The sequence below is a fragment of the Chloroflexota bacterium genome, assembly GCA_026706485.1.
Taxonomy (GTDB): domain Bacteria; phylum Chloroflexota; class UBA11872; order UBA11872; family UBA11872; genus JAJECS01.
Genome location: JAPOYR010000002.1, coordinates 38,375 through 59,291, shown reverse-complemented (window position 1 = coordinate 59,291; position 20,917 = coordinate 38,375). Strand labels below are relative to the sequence as shown.

At 64.4% G+C, this 20,917-nt stretch carries 17 protein-coding genes and 3 pseudogenes; 14 read left to right on the top strand and 6 right to left on the bottom strand.

From position 1 onward, the window contains the following. Window positions 1-37 precede the first annotated feature (37 nt). Window positions 38-316: a hypothetical protein gene (locus tag OXG79_00610; protein MCY3782270.1), complete on the top strand. Its 279-nt coding sequence runs from the start codon at window positions 38-40 to the stop codon at window positions 314-316. A gap of 958 nt (window positions 317-1,274) precedes the next feature. Here OXG79_00610 and OXG79_00605 read toward each other — a convergent pair. Both OXG79_00605 and OXG79_00600 read right to left on the bottom strand, forming a co-directional pair. Beyond that, a complete protein-coding gene (locus OXG79_00605) occupies window positions 1,275-2,186 on the bottom strand; it encodes a phosphotransferase (GenBank protein ID MCY3782269.1) in 912 nt (303 codons plus the stop codon). Between the two features lie 230 nt (window positions 2,187-2,416). Then, window positions 2,417-2,527: pseudogene (locus OXG79_00600) on the bottom strand (NADP-dependent oxidoreductase). A gap of 126 nt (window positions 2,528-2,653) precedes the next feature. Here OXG79_00600 and OXG79_00595 point away from each other — a divergent pair. Both OXG79_00595 and OXG79_00590 read left to right on the top strand, forming a co-directional pair. Next, window positions 2,654-3,049: pseudogene (locus tag OXG79_00595) on the top strand (DDE-type integrase/transposase/recombinase). A gap of 164 nt (window positions 3,050-3,213) precedes the next feature. Further along, window positions 3,214-4,530, top strand: coding sequence for a hypothetical protein (locus OXG79_00590; protein MCY3782268.1), 1,317 nt, complete (start codon window positions 3,214-3,216; stop codon window positions 4,528-4,530). Between the two features lie 325 nt (window positions 4,531-4,855). On the opposite strand, the gene OXG79_00585 is transcribed toward OXG79_00590, so the two are convergent. Next, window positions 4,856-5,353 carry an ImmA/IrrE family metallo-endopeptidase gene (locus OXG79_00585; protein MCY3782267.1) on the bottom strand — a complete coding sequence of 166 codons (498 nt, stop codon included), beginning with the start codon at window positions 5,351-5,353 and terminating at the stop codon, window positions 4,856-4,858. Further along, window positions 5,350-5,712: a helix-turn-helix transcriptional regulator gene (locus OXG79_00580; GenBank protein ID MCY3782266.1), complete on the bottom strand. Its 363-nt coding sequence runs from the start codon at window positions 5,710-5,712 to the stop codon at window positions 5,350-5,352. The genes OXG79_00585 and OXG79_00580 overlap by 4 nt, the downstream gene beginning before the upstream one ends. A gap of 219 nt (window positions 5,713-5,931) precedes the next feature. Here OXG79_00580 and OXG79_00575 point away from each other — a divergent pair, with 219 nt between their 5' ends. The 4 genes from OXG79_00575 (at window position 5,932) to OXG79_00560 (ending at window position 9,045) form a co-directional block, all read left to right on the top strand. Continuing rightward, complete coding sequence (locus OXG79_00575; GenBank protein ID MCY3782265.1) at window positions 5,932-6,567, top strand: LuxR C-terminal-related transcriptional regulator; 636 nt, start codon at window positions 5,932-5,934, stop codon at window positions 6,565-6,567. Window positions 6,568-6,908: 341 nt separating this feature from the next. Then, window positions 6,909-8,276 (top strand): AAA family ATPase, encoded by a 1,368-nt coding sequence (locus tag OXG79_00570; GenBank protein MCY3782264.1) that lies wholly within the window; start codon window positions 6,909-6,911, stop codon window positions 8,274-8,276. Further along, complete coding sequence (locus OXG79_00565; GenBank protein MCY3782263.1) at window positions 8,273-8,608, top strand: hypothetical protein; 336 nt, start codon at window positions 8,273-8,275, stop codon at window positions 8,606-8,608. The genes OXG79_00570 and OXG79_00565 overlap by 4 nt, the downstream gene beginning before the upstream one ends. Beyond that, on the top strand, window positions 8,605-9,045 hold the full coding sequence (locus OXG79_00560) for a hypothetical protein (protein ID MCY3782262.1): 441 nt from the start codon (window positions 8,605-8,607) through the stop codon (window positions 9,043-9,045). Before OXG79_00565 ends, OXG79_00560 begins: the two co-directional genes overlap by 4 nt. 82 nt (window positions 9,046-9,127) lie before the next feature. Here OXG79_00560 and OXG79_00555 read toward each other — a convergent pair whose 3' ends face one another. After that, on the bottom strand, window positions 9,128-9,484 hold the full coding sequence (locus OXG79_00555; GenBank protein MCY3782261.1) for a hypothetical protein: 357 nt from the start codon (window positions 9,482-9,484) through the stop codon (window positions 9,128-9,130). Between the two features lie 171 nt (window positions 9,485-9,655). Here OXG79_00555 and OXG79_00550 point away from each other — a divergent pair, with 171 nt between their 5' ends. The 5 genes from OXG79_00550 to OXG79_00530 all read left to right on the top strand — a co-directional run bounded on the left by OXG79_00550 (window position 9,656) and on the right by OXG79_00530 (window position 16,683). After that, window positions 9,656-11,569, top strand: coding sequence for an ATP-binding protein (locus OXG79_00550; GenBank protein MCY3782260.1), 1,914 nt, complete (start codon window positions 9,656-9,658; stop codon window positions 11,567-11,569). 335 nt (window positions 11,570-11,904) lie between these two features. Next, on the top strand, window positions 11,905-12,840 hold the full coding sequence (locus OXG79_00545) for a hypothetical protein (GenBank protein ID MCY3782259.1): 936 nt from the start codon (window positions 11,905-11,907) through the stop codon (window positions 12,838-12,840). A gap of 80 nt (window positions 12,841-12,920) precedes the next feature. Further along, complete coding sequence (locus OXG79_00540; GenBank protein MCY3782258.1) at window positions 12,921-13,565, top strand: M23 family metallopeptidase; 645 nt, start codon at window positions 12,921-12,923, stop codon at window positions 13,563-13,565. A gap of 208 nt (window positions 13,566-13,773) precedes the next feature. After that, window positions 13,774-14,787, top strand: coding sequence for a tyrosine-type recombinase/integrase (locus OXG79_00535; GenBank protein ID MCY3782257.1), 1,014 nt, complete (start codon window positions 13,774-13,776; stop codon window positions 14,785-14,787). A gap of 990 nt (window positions 14,788-15,777) precedes the next feature. Then, a complete protein-coding gene (locus tag OXG79_00530) occupies window positions 15,778-16,683 on the top strand; it encodes a replication-relaxation family protein (protein ID MCY3782256.1) in 906 nt (301 codons plus the stop codon). Between the two features lie 7 nt (window positions 16,684-16,690). Here OXG79_00530 and OXG79_00525 read toward each other — a convergent pair whose 3' ends face one another. Beyond that, window positions 16,691-17,608 carry a hypothetical protein gene (locus tag OXG79_00525; GenBank protein ID MCY3782255.1) on the bottom strand — a complete coding sequence of 306 codons (918 nt, stop codon included), beginning with the start codon at window positions 17,606-17,608 and terminating at the stop codon, window positions 16,691-16,693. Window positions 17,609-18,391: 783 nt separating this feature from the next. Between OXG79_00525 and OXG79_00520 the strand changes: the two are divergent. Together OXG79_00520 and OXG79_00515 are read left to right on the top strand one after the other, a co-directional pair. Continuing rightward, a pseudogene (locus OXG79_00520) lies at window positions 18,392-19,990 on the top strand (N-6 DNA methylase). Beyond that, window positions 19,987-20,733 (top strand): hypothetical protein, encoded by a 747-nt coding sequence (locus OXG79_00515; GenBank protein MCY3782254.1) that lies wholly within the window; start codon window positions 19,987-19,989, stop codon window positions 20,731-20,733. Before OXG79_00520 ends, OXG79_00515 begins: the two are co-directional and overlap by 4 nt. Window positions 20,734-20,917: the final 184 nt, after the last annotated feature.

Genomic DNA, 20,917 nt, shown 5'->3' with positions numbered 1-20,917 from the left:
GTAAAGGACTTGGATAGGCGGCGTCGCTGAGGAGCGTGTGCGACGCTACGACTCGATCAAAGAAAAACTGTCCGCCAATCCCATTCTTACCACGGTACCGGTAGAAGAGTGCGGGCATCAGTTCGAAGGCTTCGAGGCGTTCTGCCCGGCCTGTGGCTATTGGCACCATGTCCAGGACGGGCTTTGGTGCCAGTCTCGGCACATAAGTTCTGCCGACGTGGTACGCATCGGTACCCCAAAGTCGGCCCGCCGTCGGGATAGCTTCGGCCGCGCACTCGAAGATTCGAAGAAGTCGGTACTGTACTCGGCTATCTAGAAATGTTCTCCTAGGGTGCGAAGTGATTGCCAGCTATCCATGCAGTACATCCGGCACGCTCGTGGATTAAGAGGCCTTTTACGGCCAACGGTGTGACTACGGTGCCGTGGAGTATGCGAATGGGCTATCGGGTGTGGGCATCTCGAAGGGCGGCGAGGTCGCTGTGATGAAGACGAGCCGGTATTCTCCGACATTGCGTATGGAGTGGCCTGTCCCGGGCGGCACGAGGACTGCAGTTCCCGGCCCGACTTCCCGCGTTTCGTCCCCTACGGTCATTGCACCGTGCCCCTTAACAATCACATATACCTGATCACTGCTTGGGTGCGAGTGGATCGGCTGCGCGCTTCCGGGCTGGCCTTCCGCCCACGTAATGGCGACATTCTTTGCCGCAAACCGATCCGGGGCGAGCAGCAGGTGAGAAATCTGCCCGCCTCTATGGTTTCTAGGACTCTCTTCCAGGGTCTGGATATTCACCAGTCGAATCGTCCTAAGAAGTTCGGCGTCTGGAAGTGCACTTCATGGTCTGGAATCACTGTCAACATCCCAATCCCACGACCATGCCCCTGCACCTGCCGCACAGTTCGCTGCTTCGTCCGCTTCGGCAAGGAATACTACCGGACCTGGCGCCACAGCAACTCTGGGCCCGAGAGCGATGGTGCGGGATCTGGGATTGTCATTGCCGTACGTTCAACACGGCGTCGAGATCTGATAGCCGGGCGGCGCGGCGAACCTGTAACGATGTGATCGCCCCCGATGTCTCCGCCGTACAACGCACTGCAAATGCAGATGGTCGCCGAACCCATGAGGATCCAGTCTCACCTCATCGCAAGCGGCTGGCGCTTGTCCGTATCCGGAGACCCTGTCTAACGTCGCGCCTCGCCACGCAGTCGCATGGCCGGAGGTCGACGCTATCCAATAGGCCCCGCTCCATGACTCAGATTTTTCGTGTAGCCGTCCATCAAGTGAGCCCTGTGCGTTGGGCGGCCCACTCGCGTGCCACTACGCCCTGCGCGTCCTGGAACGCGCGCACCGTGGGTAGGCCGGGCGGTGGTGGCTGCACGGCCCGGTGGGTGAAGAATCCGGCCAGCGCCACAACCGCCGCCGTAAGAGCGTCACGATTGGCGTGGCGACATGCGGAGTGCCGGGAGATCACCGCCTCGGGAGGTGGACCACCCTGCATCGTCACGCTGGGCGCAAAGCCGACGGCGTCCAACCACGAAGGACCGACAAAGGCATGGGGCCAGTCAACGAACCAGACACGGTCGGGCGCGAGCAAGATGTTGTCTGCGCGGATGTCGTGGTTCAGCAGTGTATCGCCCTCCAGCGCAGGCCCGATCGTCTCTTCGATCGCCACCAGAGTTTGAATGTGACGGCGCGACCACCCATCCAAGTACTCCAGCAGGGACGAGCGCTCATCGAGGAGTTGACGCCAGCCTCGAGAGAAGTTGTCGCGGGCCCTCCCGTTCACAGCGGCTGGCAGCGGTGCTGGAGTCAGCAGGGTGCTGAGCTCCTCCAAGGCTGCGACCACGCGGTCTAGCTCGTCGATTCGCCACGGTTGCATCGGGTGGTGACCGTCCACGTCCTCGAAGGCCCGCACGACCCAACCGCCCTCTCCCTCGTCGTGGGACCACAGCAACCGCGGGACGGGTGCGGCACGAGGTAGAGCGGTCACTATATTGATCTCGCTCTTGTGCGCCTTAGGCGTGGCCGTGTTGGGCTCGGGACCGGCCGCCTTGACGAATAATCGGCGGCCGTCGTCCACGGTCAGCCGCGCTGCCACCCCAGGTGTAAAGCCGGTGGGCTGAGTAACTGCGCCGACGACCGCACCACCCAGCCACCGTTCGATCTCGCTACGGACGTGCCTAGGCATTTCCGCCCATTCAATTCTGGCGCCCCGATCCGGCGGTGCCAGTCCCATGCCTTCCTCGTTGCATGCTCTACCGATGAGTCACGCTCCTAAGCCCAACCCTTCGTGAAAAGACAATTAGAGAGTGCGCTCGTGAGGTCAGCTCCGCTGGCGGTGGGTGGCCGCGCGTGTTGATCCGGACTAGCTCTCGCCGAAAGAATCGGCCACACCGTCTCGACTACCGATACCTCTTCGGAGCTCACGCGCACGAGTTGCTTGCCGATGTTCTCCCCCGCAAACAGGCCCGCGAAGGCTGCCGGCGCACTTTCGATCCCCGCCACGATGTTCTTGCGGTGGGTGAGTTGACGGGTCGTGCCCCCTCGGTGAGCGCGGCCAAGGCACTTGTGCCGCCGGTCATTCAGACTCGGCGACATCGGCGAATTCGGTGAGGGAGATTCTCGGGCCGCCGCCCCCGAGTCCCGCGGCCCCCGGAGCTGCTGCACCTGGACACCAAGAAGTTGGGCTGCTTCTGGCACGTGGGCGACCGTATCACCCGCGACGGAGTCCAGCGCGGCCCCCGCGCCGGGTGGCAGCACGTGCATGTGGCCGTCGACGACCACTCGCGACTGGCCTATGCGAAGGTGCGGCCCACGGACCGGCGCGGCGACGCCCTCGCCTTCGTGGAGCGGGTGCCGGCGTGCTTCCGCGCCCAGGGGATCTCGGTGCAGGCGGTAATGCCGGACAACGGCTCGGCCTATCGCTCCGCCGCGTGGCGCCGGCAATGCATGACGCACGGCCTGCGGCACCTGGGCACCCGGCCCTATTCGCCCAGGACCACCGGCAAAGCCGAACGCTTCGTTCAAATCCTCTTACACACGTGTGCCTAAGCCTTCGCCTACCCAACCAGCGCTCACTGCACGCGGGCGCTCCTCGGCTGGTTGCAGTGGTATAACCGGCGGCGTCCCCACGGCTCGTTGGGCGGCCTCCCACCCGTTCGCCGTGTCGCACACCCTTGTGGTCAGTACAGCTAGACAGAGTCTGGTGACTACCGGTGGTCGACTTCAAGGCGACCGCGGTTCTGGCAAGCGAGGCGCCCGATCTGAAGGTGAGTTCGAGCGTGCCGTCGTCAAGTCTTTGGCAGGTGGTGCAGATGGCCTGTGCCGCATACGGGATGGTGACCGTGGTCGGCCGGATTCGCGGTGGGCGGCCGACAGCGGCTCAATTGCTGGTTCTGGTTGGCTTCTGTGCTTGGTTGGGCGCCGCAGTGATCGAAGTCCTCTGGCCCCTCTTCCTGCAAGTGGGCGCAGATGTCGATCACCGTCAATTGGTCAAGAATCTGTGCAATGTGGCGGTGCTCCTGGTTCTGGCGCTGGTTACCACCACGTTCGGAATACGCGAACGCCACCGTCCGATCTTTCTAGTCTCGGCCCTAGCCGCAGCACTCTTGGTTTGGTGGCTGCCCGGTCATGGTTCGGTCGTGGAGCTCGGCCAGACTTCCACCTGGAGTATCTGGCTAGGCATGGGGCTGCACCTGGTCTGTATGGCTGTCATCGCGGGAAGCCTGCTCGAAGTTGGCAGGTCCCGCTATCGAGTCGGACTGCCCCTGTCGAAGCTGATGAACTTGCGATTCCTCCATGCGGCGGCGGTGGCCGCTCTGGCATACGCGGGAATGAAGGGCCTGCTCTTCGTTAGCGTTCAGGCGAAGTGGCTTGGTCTGAGCCCTGAGGCAGCCGAGGGAACACTCTCTGAGTTCCTATCCGGATATGGCGTGCTGTCTTGGCTGGCTCTCGCGCCGCCACGCATCCTGATGACATTGGCGGCCCGAATCGACGCTACGGTGGCGCGGGACTTTGCCATCGCCTTTGCGCTCCAGACCAAGGACGATCTCGTTCGTGGTCGCGATTTGGGATGGCGCGCTGAACTGATCGCGCTCGTTGACCACGTGGCCCGGACGATGCAGTGCAGCTACGACGAAATCGCCTGTTTGCGCCTGTCTGCCGCGCTGATGCACACGGACTTGGTGCTGCGTGCTGTGAATTGTCCACTGCCTGACGACACGCTGGACGGGAGCAGGGATTCGGCCGGCGGACAGAACCATGGGGTGCATTCCGCCGTCGCACGGACGGTGTGGGTGCCAGCCGACGTGATCCACGCGTTGGGTGAGGTGGAGCTGCCGATGCCGAGAACACGAGTTGCGCGGGTGCTGAAGGTGGTCGACAGCTACGTCGCGGTCGCGGAATCGTGGCATCGAGGTAGCGGAGTGCTAGGCGGTTCAAGGCCGGCGCTGGCGTTGGTCGAGCGGCGATACCCAGGCTGGGAAGAAACAGCGGCGCTTCGGCGCGTGCTCGTCGAGAATGAAACGGGTTAGGGCCCAGCAGGGATTACCTACCTACGCGCGGCCGCTTGCCGGTCCCTTGGTCCAACGGTTGGGGGAGGGATTTGGCTCTCAGATCCTTCAGGTCTTTGCGTGCTGTCGCACGGCGCGAACAGTCGATTCCCCCGGCTGTGACAGGGCTCAGGCGGCGCTACCCCTTGGGACGGCGTGACGCCGCCACGTACGGGTCGCTACGCTTGCGTCATGGGGCGAAGTGAGGCGTGACCTCCGGCAACGATTGGCTGGAGATCGCCGACGATAAGCCAGCGTGAACCGTGGGGTGAGGCGCTAGCGGGCCGATGCCGACTGAGCAGAGTTCCTAAGAATTACGCGGTGCGTGTGGTCTAAAGAAGTCTCGAAGACTCGCGCGTAATTCCCGGTGCCCTTGGCTTTCTCCCTGCAGACCCACGCCCTCTACGAGCGACCGTAGCCGCTCCGGCCGTTCGGCGAAGTGCACGAGGGCGGCCCCTAACGCTTCGGCGGCGAGTTCGTCGTTGGGCGACGATGTGTTGGTCCCGGCGAGAACATCATTGACGGATCGGCTGGTGTGGTCGAGCACCAGGTGAGCGCACTCGTGGCAGATGACTGCCAGTTGCAGTCGGTGGGAGGCGCCGGCGGGATAGAACACCACGTGGGATCCGTCGGTTGTGATTCGCGCGCCGGAGATTCCACCGGCCGGCAATCGAGAGTCCGGCACTGCGACGACCTTGATCTCAATACGCGACTCCAGCCGCTCCAGGAAGAGATCGCGATTGAAGTGGCAGCCACTGAGTCCCAGCTTGCACAACAGCGTCCGCGCCTCGAGCAGCGCGTTCACGAGTCCGGACTGCGTTGCCCCACAATCCGCTGGGCGAGTCGAATCATGTCAAGCAGGATTTGCCGCCCTTCCGGCCCCAGGCGATCGGCCGATCGAAGGGCCACCTCGATCTCGGATGCCGGTGCCTCACGCTCCGCGTTGCTCTCGCCATCCATGTCAAAGAAATAGGCGGGCGAGACGCGAAAGAAGCGGGCAATTGCAGCGATGACCTTTCGGCTGGGATTGTCCTGGCGTCCGGCCAGCATGTTGCGAAGGTAGGTCAGGGAGACGCCGGTTCCGTGCGCGACCTCCTCGACGGTGTAGGCGGTGTTATCGGACTTGCGAACCGTGGCAAACAGATAGCGCATGCGCAGGGACATGTCTTCCAGGTCCCCGAGCTGTGAATCACTATTGTGAACTATCGGCACAATAGTATTGACAGGGCCTCCCGGCCGTCACTACGATAATCGGTCACCACCATAGTGATCTGGTCTGCGATGTCAACACACGCACGAGGCTGGAGGGCGGGTCCCACCCGACGACCGCCGGCGGTCTCTCTAGCAACAGTGGCTGGTGCCTCTGGTGATCGGCCACCCCGCGTGCGTGTGCTGGTGCTGGCTACGGTTCCAGACACGGCCAACAGGGTTCGATGCCAGTTGGAGGATCAACCGTCGATTGAGGTGATCGGGATTGTGCACAGTGCCGATGCGGCGGTCGTCGCGTGCGCACGTCGCCGCGTTGACGTCGTGGTGACAGTGTCCGAGGCGCAGGCCACCCGTACCCGGCTATTGCAACGGGCGATTTCGATCCGGACCCGCTACCCGGCCACCCGAGTAGTTGTGGCGCTACACAGCAAGCAGCGCCTGTGGGACACGCTGCTGACGAGGCCCGACGGCCTGCTGGCCGCCACGGCTCCATCGCAGGAAGTGCACGAGGTTGTGGGCGGCGCCGCCGCTGGGCACGTCACCATCGGGCAGTCCGTGCGCGATGCTTTCTTCAACGCGTGCGCGCCTGCCGGTGAGCAACCTGAAATGGTCCTGGAAGAGCTCACGCCGCGCCAGACCGAAATCATATCCGCCGGTGCCCGTGGCCTGACGTCGCGTGAGATCGCGGACCAATTGCATATCGCCGTGAATACCGTGGACAAGGCTCTCACGGTGATCTACCGGAAGCTCGGCACCCGGAATCGAGCCGAGGCCTGTCTGATCGCCGCACGGCGCGGACTAGTTCGCTAGATCGGTGCTCGACTCAGACTCCGACTCTGTTGGGAGGTACACGGGACGGTTGGATCGGTCGGGGTGCAGGCAACAGGTGTGGCGAGCAACGCCGCGGCACGGTCCCGTGCGCCGTGATCCATGGATGCTTAGGCCGATCCGCTCGCACGACGAACGTGTCGACCACTCGATCCGCGGTAGTCCCCCCTGACCGCGACGATTACGGAATCCTGGATTCCAGAACCCTTCGCGCGCTTCTAGATTGATCTCAGCGCGCAATTGGCGCGCACCCGCACGCCGGCGGCGGCGTCGCGCCTCCCCGACGCCGCCGCCCTGCGTGAGCGAAGGAGCCCGACCCGGTCGTGAGCGATCAGGGGACCAGCCTGCCGATCCGGGTACACCTGTGTCTGCTGCGCGCCGCCGAGATTCAGGAGGTCCGTGCCGCCATGGCCCAGCGGCCGGCCGGCCAACTCGAGCTGGCCGGCCTCTCCACGGATGGCGCCGACGCCGCGGCCCACGTAGCGGCGAGCCAGCCCGACGTTGTCATCGTCGGGACCGAGCTATTCCCCGAGGACGCCGACAACGGCTTGCTGGTGTTCTTGACCGATCTTCAAGCACAGGGCACGCGCGCAATAGTGCTCATCGAGGTTTGGCACGACGGCATGAACGACGACCTAGAGCGCTTGCCAGCCGTCGATGCCGTGCACTATCGGCCCGTCGACGCCGCCGAGGTGATCGGACGGGCCTGGACGCTCGGTTGCGCCACACGGGCCGCGCAGCAGCGGGCACGACAGCATGAGACGGCCGCCGCCGAGCAATTGGCGGAGCGATTGGCCGTGCCGCCGGCGGGGCGATCGATCGTCTGCCTCACGGCGCGCAAGGGAGGGATTGGCAAGGACACCCTCGCCTCCAACCTGGCCTGGGCGATCGCCGAGCGCAACGTGCCGGTCCTACTGATGGGGAGCGATCCCAAGGATGACTTAGCGGCCTACTGCGGGGTCGATGCGACTCCCGGCGTCGCGGCGTTTCTGCGCCAGCCCAATCGTGACGGTTTTCAGGCGGGTCTACAGAGATTCCGCAACTTTCATGTGATGGTCGGCCTGGCCGACGACCACCTAGCCGCGCAGTGGAACGCGCGCTTCGAGCGCGAAGAGCCGAACCTGATCCGCGAGCTGCTGGTCACGGCGCGTGACTTTCCCTATGGAGCCGTGGTGGTCACCCTGCCCACCGAATACGGCCACTGGCGGTTCCAGCCGCTGGCGCGGGCGGATCGCATTCTCTACGTGGTCACTCCGGCACAGGCCGACATCGTCAATGCCATTCGCGATATCACGATGGTCCGCCGCGACATTGGGCCGGAATTCATGCCTGAGGACCGGCTATTCCTATTGCTGAACCGCGTTCGACCCCGCGACCGCCGCCGCGTCTCAGAAATCGCCAAGCTGGTTGCCGAGGGCGTGGGATTCGAGATCCCAGTCATCGGGGTGATCCCGGACGCACATCCCTACGTGGGGGTGGCCCAGAGTCGCGGTGAGCTCCCGCACAGCTGGATGATCGACGAGCTCGAGGCCTTTCGCTCGGCCATCGACGAGGTGGCCGAGCGCCTGGGGCTCATGCAGTCGAGGCCCCCGCATCCTGGAAGCGGCCCCGGCGGACTGCGTGCCGTGCTGCGCCGCGTCGTGCGGAGTTTTGCCTCCGTGCCCGAGGCGGCGTGCGAGGTGCAGCCGTGAGCATAGGTCGACGCGCATGCCTGGCGATCACCCTGTTGGCCTTGATGCTATTGCCGGCCGTGCCTGCGTTTGCGCAGACGACCGACCCAATCACATTTGCGGTGGAGTCCCTCAAGGGCTTTCTGGCCGCGATTGCCAGCCTGGCGGTGGCTGCGGCGATTGGCTGGAAGGCGATTGCCGCCTGGACCTCTAATAGCGTCGAGGCGCAGCTCGAGGCCCGCCGCTTCGCCATGCAGGCGCTGGTGGTCTACGGGTTGGTGATGGCCTTCAACTTCGGGCTGCTGCAGGCCGCGGTCGAGTTTCTGGTCGACACGATGGGTGGCCGGACGTGACGTCGCCGGCCTCGCCCCTGCGCTTCGTCATCCCGGAGGATCTGGAACATGTGCCGGCCCGCTGGCCGTTGGGTGGCTTTCGCCTGACCAACCGCGAGCTGCTCTGGCTGGTGGCTCTGGGTGGGTTCGAGCTCGGGCTGATCGCGGTCCTGGTGCCGTGGCTCGGTCTCGGCCCGCTGGTGGGGTTCGCCCTCGCGCTTCCGGTCTTGCTTGGGTGGTCGCTCATGCGGGTGCGGGTCGATGATCAACCGCTCGACCGACACCTCGTGGCGCTGGGCCGGTTCTGGCTGCGTCCGCGTCTCGTCGCCCGACGCCGACCACCGCTGCGGGCACCACGGCGTCTGCGAATTCCCGATCCGCTCTATCTCCTGGAGTTGCCGGATCAAGCGTCTGCCACCGTCATCCGGCACAGGTGGGGATTCCGTGTCGACGGATAGCCGGTCGAGGGAGCCGTCGAGCGGAGAGCCCCAGCTCCGACGTCTGCAAGACCTTGATGACGGCCCGTACGACCATCCACCGCTACCGCTGGGAGTGCGCGGGATCGGGCAGCAGGGCATTCTGCGGTCCGACGGCGCGCTGGTCGCCGCGCTCGAAGTCCGGCCACTCAATCTCGATCTGCTGGCCGAAGCGCGAATGGCATCGGCCGTGTCCGGGCTGGCGCAACTGCTGACAAGTCTCCCGTGTCCGGTCCAGATCGTACTGCGCAATCGCGCGTTCGAACCGGCCACTCACTTGACCGATGCAGTCCGCCATTGGTCGGCGACGTGGGATGACAAGCTCGACCTGCGGCACCGGCTGCTGGGAGTGGCGACCGCCGAGGTCGATGGTGACGCCCCACGGCCGACGACGTATGCCGAGGCCGTACGTGCTGCCCACGGTCGCTGGCACATGCGGCAGGTGCGCTGCTTTGTATTGCTGGCGCACGGCCAGCCGTCACGCTCACGTCGATGGTGGTCGAGGCGACCGTCCTCCGACCACGGACCTGTGAATCCCGGCGCGCTTGAGGCGCGGGTGCGGTTGGTCTGCGAGGGCCTAGCAAGAGCCGGCATGAGCAGTCGGCGCCTCGAGGGGCTCGACCTCATTGAGTTGGTCGAGGGCCTATTTCGATCGGAATCTTCGCCCGTGCAGCAAGTGCAGGATGCGATGAGAGCGAACGGCTCCGGTGGCCGAATCAAATACCGGAGCGGGGCGCTCCCGGTCACGCGTTTCGGCTTTGACCTTGCCGATCCGTTTCCGGAGTGGATCGCGTGCCAACCGGACCATCTGGTTGTCCAGGGTCCAGGGCCGAAGGCCCGCCACCTGCGCATCCTGGCGCTGCGTGGCTACCCGCGGGAAGTCGACGCCGGCTGGCTGCGCTGGTTCGCCACGCTGAAGCACGACCTCGACCTGGCGCTCTTCGTCTCGCCGGTCGACGACCGCACGATTCGCCGTCGTCTGTCCAGCACCGAGCGCGAGCTGCTCAGCGAGGTGGCAGCTGGCGAAGAACTGAACCCCGCGGCCGCCCGCGCCTCGCGTCAGCGGCTGGAAGATCTCGAAGACGTCCACGAGGCATTCCGGGCCCGCGAGCGCTACGTTCGCACCTCGCTGGTGATCGGAGTTGCTGCGGACAGTGCGGAATCCCTTCAGCAGGCCACCCAGGATGTCGAGGCGGAGCTTGCGGGACACGGAATGTCGGCCTCTCGCGTGGTCGGCTACCAGCAGGACGGCCTGCACAGCTTGCTGCCGTTGGCAGAGGATCGCCTCGGCCGCTGGCGTGGACTGACCACCGGCCCGCTGGCGGCCGCAGTTCCATTTCATGCGCCGGGTCTCGCGGAGCCCGGTGGCATCTTCCTGGGCACGACGGTGGGTGGCGGCCACGGCCATGCCCCGGTCATCATCGATCCCTTTGCCGAACGCCACGAGAATCCCCACCTCGCGGTGTTGGGCCAGAGCGGCGGCGGCAAGAGCCACTGCGCCAAGCAGATCGCCTTTGGGTTGTGGCTCTCAGGGGCCAGCCTCACCGTCCTCGACCCCAAGAATGAATACGGCGCCCTCGCCCGAGTCTGCAACGGACAGATGCTCAAGCCGGCGATGGCGTCGTCGCAGGCCATCAACGTCTGGGACCTGGCCGGCGTGAGCGACGCCCGCGGCTTCGCACGGGTGGCGAGCGGCCTGCGCGGATTCTGGCGGCTGGCCCTCGGGGGTCTCAGCGAGCAGCAGCGGACCATCATCGACAACGCCATCGAGCCCACCTTCCGAAGACGGCACATTGAGGCGGCCGATCCGTCGACTTACGGCCGGTCGCCACCCACCACATCCGACTTCGTGAGGCTCATCGAGGATCGATATGGCCACGACGCCATGTACGGCCAAGCCGCGCGAGATCTGCTGGAGCGGCTGAAGCGCTTTACGACCGGGCAGTTGGCCGAGCTCTTCAATCGTCCAACCAACGTCGATCTGAGCAACGACTGCACGGTGTTTGCCCTGCGCGACCAGCGGGCCGACCAGGCCGAGATTCTGCCGCTGGTCTACTACGTGATCCTGCTCCATCTCCGAAACTGGATGGATCGCGAGCACCGGCGGCGCGTGATCGTGGTGGACGAGGCGTGGACGCTGCTCGGCTGCGAGCAGGGCGCCGACTTCCTTCTTGAGTTGGCCAAGACGGCGCGGGCGTTGCAGACCATGCTGCTGCTGGTGTCGCAGGATGTCTCCGACCTCGTCGAGGAGCCGAAGGCGCGCGCGATCCTCGCGAACTGCGCCGCGACTCTGTTATTCCGCCAACATCGGACGCACGAGCGGGCGTTGCGCGAGGCCTTTGCCCTGAGCAACGAAGAGCTCGCCATCCTCGCGCAGGCGCGTCGCGGTCAAGGGCTGGCGCTCGTTGGCGCCGGCGAGCGGGTGGCGTTGGAGACACCGGCGTTTAGGGTGGATGCAGTGGGCGCGCGCCGTCGCGCCGGTGTCGCGCCCAAGCCCGGCGCCTAGCGGCCGCGATGTGCCGGTGGCTCGTCGCGGCCGTGCTCGGTCTGGCGACGGTGCTCGTCTGTTGCTTGCCGGCTCCGGTATTGGCCGACACGCCTGCGACCGCCGATACGACTACGCCTGGCGATACGGTCTCATCCGACTCGGCGGACGATATCGCCGATGAGCTAACCGAGCCCTTGGCAGACCGCCTGGGTGAGACGCTCCGAGTGACGCTAACCTCACTGTTTCCACCGGTGTGGCGCGATCCCGGATCCGTCGCCGCGACGGCGAGTCTGGGTGCCACCACCTCGCTGACCCAGGCTCTGCATGCCCCCTTGGCCTAGTCCTGGCGCTGGATGCTGACCGTTCCGGACAGTATCGAGCCGGACCCGGGCGGTGCGATGGACCGCGCGTTTGCCGCCGTGCCGGGCGGTACGGCCCTCAAGGACTTCTACGTCCCTTCCAAAGCCAACCAGGCGCTTCGCGCCATGTGGGATCGCACGCGCGATCTGGCGTTGAATGCGCAGACACCGTTGATCTCCCTGGTAGTGGTGATCTTCGTCGGTTTCGCGCTCTACAAGGTGTTCATGGGAGCGCCGGTCGATCTGCGAGCCTTCGCCGGGCAGACGGTGGTGGCTGTGGGGTTTGCCCTGGCGAGCTACGCCATGGTCGAAGCCATGTTGCAGCTCAACAATCTGTTGGTGCAGGCGTTCGTGACCCTTGGGGGCGATGTGATCGACCGCGATAGCCCAATTGAGCTTTTCGAGCGCTGGGGCTGGGGCACCGCGGGAACCGGAGGCGTCGTCGGCGGGCTCTGGACGACCCTGTTCCGCACGCTGCTCTACTTGATCCTCTTGCTCGAAGTTGTGCTGCTGGCCATGAAGTTCGCCCTGCGAATGATCTGGATCTGGGTATTGGTGGTGGCGGCGCCACTGGTCATGGTGCTCAGTCTGCTGCCATTTGCCCGCGGGCTGATGGATGCCTGGGTGAAGCGAGTCGCGCACGTGGTCTTCGAAAAGGCGGCCATCGTCTTTGGATTGGTGGTGGTATTCGGAATCATCGCGGCGCAGCCGCCGAGCTTGCTCTCGATCGCCATGCTGATCGTGAGTCTCGGGGTGGTGCTCCAATTCCCGCGATGGCTCATGGCCGGAATGTCGCAATTGCCGGCCATCACGCCGCAGACCGTGTGGGGCCGTGGGGTCCATCAATACGTGGCCGTCCGAAATCTGGTGCGCGACGCGCGAACTGTCCGTGCAGCCGGCACGGCGCCGCGACGACCACCCGGTCGCTGATGATGCAGGACTAGCACGTCGCGATGCCTGCGCCTTGGCTCGGTGCTGTAGGCCGGCGCCTAGTCGGTTTCGGGCTACGAATGGCGGCGCAGATCTTGGTCGCGCGCACGCGGGAGGAATCGCGCGACGTGCATCCTGCGGCCGCGTGTGCACTCGGGGCAGCTGCGGTGATAGGTGTGCTGCCTGCGATGACCGTGTTACTGGCCGCGTCTCTTTTCCTGGCCGCCGTGTTTGGGCCCTTCGGCACAGGCGTGGCAGGGATCGACCACGGCTCGCCGGGTTGGCGTCAACAGGTCGAACCCGACTCATTGATCGTCGGCGAGGAACCTCCCCGGACTTGGCTGTGGCCGGTGGTTGGGCGCATGACCACGCATTACGGAGGCTGCACGGCCGCCATGTGTCCTCACTGGGGCATCGATATCGCGGCTCAGCTCGGCACGCCGGTGCGGGCGGCCGCTGATGGCGTGATCACCACGATCGGCTGGGATCCTGACGGTTACGGACATTTCATCGTTCTGGACCATGGCAGTGGCTGGCAGACGCTCTATGCGCATCTCCAGCCGGGCACGTTGAGTGGCTACGGAATGACCATTCGAATGGCGGTTCACCGAGGAGATGCCATTGGCGGGCTGGGAAGCTCGGGCGCGTCGACGGGTCCGCATCTGCACTTCGAAGTTAGGCAGAACGGAGCTCACGTCGATCCGACGCGAATCCTTGGAGCCTAGCTCGTGGCAACCACCGGCCTTCTAAGCCGACGGTCGTGGGTTCGAATCCCGCCGGGGGTGCCGCTCATCAGAGGTGACGCGCGATCCAAACCTGTTAGCCGGGTCTCGGAGCGCATCTGCAGGCCGTGCCCAGACGGTGCGTCTCATGCGAAGTGATCAACGGCCTTTTTCTGGCCTCGACCCGACCGGCGGCGGACCCGGACCGGACATGGATCGGACGGGCGCTCGCCCGATCGACCTGCGGATCCCCATCCTGGGACCCATGCACACGCCGCGGCCGCCGCACGCCAGCCCACCCCTGGCCGACCTTGGCGAGTCCTTCCTGCTGCACCTCCAGGCCTCCCGCCGCAGCCGCGGCACCATCGTGATGTACACGCGCATCCTGGACCGCTTCACGCGGTTCCTGGAGGCGCAGTTGGGGCACGCGCCCACGGGCGACGCGCTCAGCCGCCACGCGGCCCGAGGCTACCTGGTGCACCTGCAGCAGCAACCGCGCTTCGTCGACGTGCCGGAGCGGTGCGGCGGGAAGCTGGCGCCGGCCACCCTCAACCAGCACGCGCGCGCCCTGCGCGCCTTCGCCCGCTGGCTGTGGGACGAGGGCATCACGCCGGAGCACCGGCTGGAGCGACTGCGACTCCCCAAGGTGCCGCAGGCCGAGATCCAACCGCTGACCGCCGCCGAGGTGGAACGGCTGCTGGCGGTGTTCGATCCGCGCAAGACCTACGACCGGCGCACGGCGGCGATCGTGGGACTCCTGGTGGACACCGGCATGCGGACCGGCGAACTCGTGGCCCTGCGCCACGGGGACGTCAATCTCCACATCGGCGAGTTGCGGGTGGTGGGCAAGGGGGAGAAGTCCCGCGTGGTGGTGGCGGGGCGCCGCGCCCTGAGCCTGCTGCGGCGCTATCTGCATCACCGCCCGCCCGGCCTGGGCCAATCCAGCGACCGGCTCTTCGTGACGGCCTCGGGACGGGCGCTGGACACCGCGCAGGTCAGCCACATCGTGCGCCGGCTGCGTCGCCGCACCCGCATCCCGCGGCTCTATGCCCACCTGCTGCGGCACACCTTCGCGGTGCACTTCCTGCGCAACGGCGGCAACCCGTTGACGCTGCAGCGGCTGCTGGGGCACGCCTCGCTGGCGACCACCAACCGCTACGTGACGCTGGCGACGGGCGACCTGGTGGAGGCCCACCGACGCAGCAGCCCACTCGACAATCTCTAGGCCGACGGCCCATTGGGCTGCGGAGCTGGCAAAGGCGTCATTCCTTTGTCGCCCGGTGCCCATGGCCGGCTCGATGTTGTGCCGGCCGCTACGCGAACTGCTGCATCGATCGCGAACCGCCGCGGCGGCGATTAGGTGGCTCCGCAGGGCCTCAGTGCTTCGAGAAGGACGGCGCCGTCTGTTACTGAGGCGTCGAAGTCGACGGGGCTACGCATCGCCCGCAGCGGCGACGCGGCAACGGCTCGCCGCAGCTGGGCGACCGTCGTGTCGGCCAAGCCCCGCCATCCGGGTGTCCGACGGGCCTTGCACAGATGGTCCCAACCGGCGACAGGCGAGCGCCGCGCCCCGGAGGCGAGCGCTTGTGGTCGGCAGCATGATCAGAGGGGCACGCTGGGGCGCCTCTGGACCGCCCAGAGCGCCGTGCCACGGCGAGTACCTCGATGCAGCCTGGGTTTTTCTGTACGTGGCGCAGGCCTCGGCTACATCGACTGCCGGCCGGGCGAGCAAGCCGGCGCGACCGGACGCCGGCCGGACATGCCCTCGTCCGCCCGGTCATCGGGAGGCATCCTCAGGTCATGGCCTGCGACTTGGCATCCGTTGCCGCGCCGCTTGCGGCCGGGCACTCTTCGGCTCTGGCCGTGCTCGCCGTCCGACTGCCGGCGCCGGCCAAGCCGGTTCATGCCTGCATCCGGCGTCCCGGTGTCCGAGCAACGCAGCCCTTGGACTCCATGCATTCAGCCCTGCGAGTCAAGCGTTGCCCCAGCGATCGTTGCGCCGTCTGGTACGGCAACCGGTGCGCCCTGCATTGCATCTGGAGCCAAACACCGTCGCCTCGCGAATTTCGGCCCACCCGAGACCATCTCTTGAAGGGCCGGTCTGTCCCTGGACGCCTCGGCCCCCCAGATTCCGGGGGTACGCATCGCCGAACGTTATTCCCGGATCCGTTTCTCCTTCAGAGCTCCGAATCCTTGGAATAACCTCTGCTGCCCGATGCCCGCCCAGCACCCCTTCGCCCGGCAACTTCAAGTCCTGCGGGTGCTTCGTCTTCACCGCTATCTCTCCGTGGAGCAGATTGCCGCCCTCGTCTTCACCACCTCCAGCCGGCGCGCCTGTCAGGCCTGTTGCACCAAGCTCCATCGCAAAGGCTACGTTCACCGCTTTGAACTCACTCGTGGTGGTCTTGGTGGTGGTCGTTCCAGTTACATCTATGCACTCGCCCCTGCAGGCGCTCAGGTGCTCTCCCAGGCTGCCGACATTCCGATCGTGGACATCCCCGTAGATCCCGATGCTCCCACCGCCAAATCAGTCTTCGTGCATCACCAGCTCGCTGCCAATCGTTGTCTCGTGGCTGTTTGGCAAGCCTCTAGGCAGAGTCCCGGAACCCACGTCCACCAGTGGACCTCAGACCCCTTCAGTCGCGTGCGGTACCTGCCACGGGGAGCGAAGCTCCAGCGGAGCGTGCATCCCGACGCCATCGTCATGTTGCAGGTCCATGATCGTGAGCACTGGGCGTTCCTGGAGATCGACCGGGGGACCCAGCCCCTGAAGCGCTATGCCGCCAAGGTCCGGCGCTACGCCCGCTTCTGGCTCTCCAAGACCTGGCCGTCCGTCTACCCGATGTTCCCGGCCTTGCGGGTGGTGAGCATCACGGCGACGCGGGCGGCGGCGATCGCGGAACTGGCGACGGATGTCATCGACCAGTTCGACCAGTTGCCCTACGAGCGCCTACGGAACGGGATGTACGTGGCGGCGACCTCGGAGGCGGAGCTGGTGGCCGATCCATTCGGGGCCATCTGGCGGCCGGCCTACGGTCCCCGCGATGCCAGGCACGCGTGGTGCGTCGACGGCCCCTCGGCGTCCGCAGGCCCGTCCTTAGGCGCCTCTGCGGGCGACTGAGGCGATTTCATGCCCCGGAGGCACTACGGCAGCCCTCCGGGACACTTTGATCCCACCGGGCCTCCGTGGGATCCCACTGCGCCCCCGGCGGAACCGTGCTGCTGAGGATGGGATCCAGCAGGGCCGCGGCCCACGCGTGACCGACAGCCAGAGTTGGCGTTAGACCGAGTTCGACCGCGCTGAGTCGATATTCGTCGGCCCACCATGGCGGCGGCGCCGGCACTGCCAGCGGCCAGGTCGGCGAGGCATTGCACGGCCACGTGCGCGCCAGCGCCTGCCGCACCTCATGCGCCGTACAGGTCAGATGCTGCGCAAAACGCGCGATGGTCAGCAGGTCCTGGCAGCCGGGAAAGCGGCTCGTGAGGCCCGTGTAGGCCCCAAAGCGGTCCGCGCTCTTTGCTAGCCGAGTGCGCGTCGGGAGCAACGGCGGCGGTTCGTCCTTGGCCGCCAGCACGTCGAGGCCGGCGATCCGCTCGATCTCGTCTTCGGCGGGGAATGCAAACCCCACCAGCAGGTCGACGTCGCCGATATCCTCATCGCCGTCGGAGGCCTCGACGTGGTAGGCCAGGGCGGGCCCATGGAGAACCTGTGGCCACCGATGGCTGTGACGGACCGCCAGCTGCACCGGCTCAAGTCCCTGGTACTCGGTGGCCCGCCGCAACGCAGCGTCCACGGCCGCGCGAGCATGCTCACGGGCCTCTTCAGACACGCCCTGTGCGGAAACTCTGCCGTCGTAGCGGTATTCCAGCCGCCAATCGTCGAAACGGACCCAGCGGTCGGGAGCGTCGGCCAGAAGTCGGACTAGCAGTTGTTCGACGAGGAACGAGCGGCGATGGTGTTCCTCTGCGATCCCGGTGCGTTCGGCGATGCGCCGCAGGCCGGCGGCAAGCTCCGTGCGAAACGGGCTTTCGAAGTCAATGCTCATGCGCACACGCTACGGGCACGGAAGCTGCCGTCCAACTAGCGTCCGGTTGGCTGCCGAGGAATGGCGATTTCGTGCCACTTGCGGGCACGTCTCTGAACAAATGGCGCACTCGTTGTACAGGCTGTCCGGTGGCTCCAAAATCGCGTGCCCTCTCAACGCCGGGATCCGGTGGTTGGTCATTTGCAATGGCTGGCTCACGTCTCAGTGTCCTCGTAGAGTTGCACTATGTGGACGGCTCGGGCGGATGGGCAACGTTCGCGTGGTTTCCGAGAATTGCCGAGACAGATCTCGAAGACTTGCGGCGAAGTCCAGGCCACTGGGGTCCAACTGGTGAGATCTCTTGGGCACCCAAGGGGCTCGGAAACGTCCTCAACCTCGACTATGCCAGTCCCAATCCTAGGGTCTGCTGACCGCTGACCTAGTACAGGACCAAGGGGTCGTGCATCAGGCCTTTGAGGTTCACGCCGTCCGCCAAGGCAAGACGTGCGTCACGCCGCGTGAGGGTCAGCCATGGCCTGGGACAGGACACCGTTGCACGGCCATCGTGCGTCACGCCGCGTGAGGGTCAGCCACTCTGGTTCGCCGTCGGCTGACTCTGGCTTTCAACGTTCATGACGTTCTCCTCGGCAGCCAGAATGTTCAGGGTCCGGGCCGAAAGTTTTGAAACTCCGGCGGCTGCCTACCAGCGACACCGACTTCGAACGCGCGCAACAAGCGTGCTACGGTGCATCAGGCAGCCTTCGGAGGGACTAGACGGTCGCTGGCTCGTTTCGGAAGGCTCGCGGTGCGTTCTACACGCCGCCGCAGATTGCCGAATACTTGGCTGCCTGGGCGATTTGCACGCCGTGCGACGAGGTTATTGAGCCTTCCTGCGGAGAGGGCGTATTCCTGAAGGCTGCGTGGAAGCGAATACAGGCCCTGAGCCTTCCTGATACCCCGCAGGGCGAGTCCATCATCGGATTCGAGCTTGATCCGGCGGCTAGCGACACCGCTCGTTCGGCTGTTGCCGCCTTGGGTGCGCGCGTGCGCATCGAGACGGCTGACTTTTTTGATGTCGCTCCCGCGCCGACCGCAGACGCAGTGGTCGGGAATCCTCCATTTGTTCGCTATCAGGAATTTGCGGGCGCTGCCCGGGCGAAAGCGCAACGAGCGGCGCTGGCAGCCGGAGTCAGACTCAATGGCCTCGCCAGTTCCTGGGCGGCATTCGTCATTCACGCTTCTCGCTTCCTCAGGCACGACGGCAGAATGGCACTCATCCTTCCTGCCGAATTACTACACGTCAGGTATGCGGCGCCCGTCCGCAAGTATCTGATGGGAAGGTTTGCCCGAGTGACCTTGGTCACATTCGAAAAGCGAGTATTTCCAGGAGTGCTCAGCGAGATTGTCTTGTTACTTGCTCAAGGAACTGGCTCTACTACCTCAATTGATCTAATGCAGGTTGAAGATATCGATGGTCTTCAGAACGGCAGAGTTAGACGGAGAGCGTGGACGCCTGCCCCGGAAGAGATAAAGTGGACGCCTGCGCTAGTTCCGCCGGAGTCACTCGACGTTTACCGCACGTTGCTGGACTCGGAAGACTTTGTGCCTCTTTCAACCTGGGGAACAATCCAGCTGGGAGCAGTTAGCGGAAACAACTCCTATTTTCGAATGTCGCACGACCGCGCAGAGAAATTGGCCCTGGACTCCAACGATCTCATTGATGTCTTGCCGCCGGGTTCTCATGCTCTTCACGGCCTAAAATATTCCTCTGAAGTGCACCGCCACCTTGCTGAACGAAAAGCTCAAACTCTCTTGTTCTATCCGGATGACAATCTTACCTCGTCTGCAGCTCGTGCATACGTAGCTGTTGGTGAACAACAGTGTGTCCATGAAGCCTACAAGTGCAAGGTGCGGCGTCCGTGGTGGAGAATTCCGCTCCCAAAGATAGCCGACATCTTCATTAGCTATATGAGCCACGACTCGCCACGTCTTGTATCAAACACAGCGGAAGTTCATGCCCTCAACTCGGTACACGGTCTGTGTCTAAACGCCGAGACTCGATTTGCACGTGAGCTGCTTCCACTTGCGATGCTTAACTCGGTAACCGCCTTGGGTGCAGAGATTATCGGTCGTTCATATGGTGGCGGTGTACTTAAGATGGAGCCACGTGAAGCTGCCGACTTGCCTGTACCGTCGCCTAAAGCCGTCGTATCTTTGGCAGATAAACTGGTGTCAATGGAAGCATCGGCGGAGGAATTGCTTCGAGACGGCATGCACGACGCAGTTCGCGTTCGGGTCGATGAAGTAGTTCTTAATCGAAGGCGTAGTGCTACAACTGCCCGGCTTTCTCAGGTAAAGAGGGCAAGGGACGCGCTCCGATCGCGTAGGTTTTCGCGAACATGACCATGATACCTAGTGATCATGAGCGGCTGATCGATGCACTCTGTAAGCTTGACCCCAAGCCGCCTCTGGAGGCTGGTGCGAGCGCTAAGAAGGGCTATTCGGAGTTGATGTCAGCAGCGCTTGCTCAAGTCATCGCCGAATCGCTCAGGAATCGTGGTTTAGGTGAGGCTCGGCCGTATCCGGGAAATCGGGGTACTTCTGGTTCGGAACGCAGAATGGCCGGGGGGATTGGTGACAAGAAAGTAGATGTCACTTGGGCAACCGAAGAATCTGGATTGCTCATTGCATTTTCGGTGAAGTGTATCAATTTCGCTGACAGGCGGTCGAGGAATTATCAAAAGAACTTCACCAATAGGCGCGGAGATATGTTATTTGAGGCAGTCACTCTCCATCGAAGATTCCCCTACGCGACTTTGGTTGGCATATTCGTATTCGACAACGGTGCTCAATTTGACGGCACCGAGCGGCGTGCCTCGACAATCGAGAATGCGCATCGAGGCCTCAGACTGTTTACTGGCCGTGATGATCCGGCAGGTCGGGACGAGCAATATGAGAAATTCTATTTGGGGTTGGTATCGGCAAGTGCAGAGAGATCGGAAATGTCGTTTGCGAGGGCCGGTGAACCTGAGTCGGAACTTGCGTTGGACGAAGTCATAACCGAAGCACTCGGGACTGTGGCGGAGCGTAACGGAGATGCCTATGATTATGACGGACATGGACTAAGCCTGCGCCGCTCACGATAGATCGAGCATCGCTCTTTCTCCTCGATCGAGTCATCGCAACGCGAATTTGGATCTCGTCCCTTGATATGTTCGCCAAAGGTATTCACGTCTAGGATTAGGCAATCGATGTGGCTCGGTGAGACCATAGATTATCTGGTGGAGAATCAGGAGTGTCTGCGGCGGGGTAGCTATCGGCGGCTGGCTA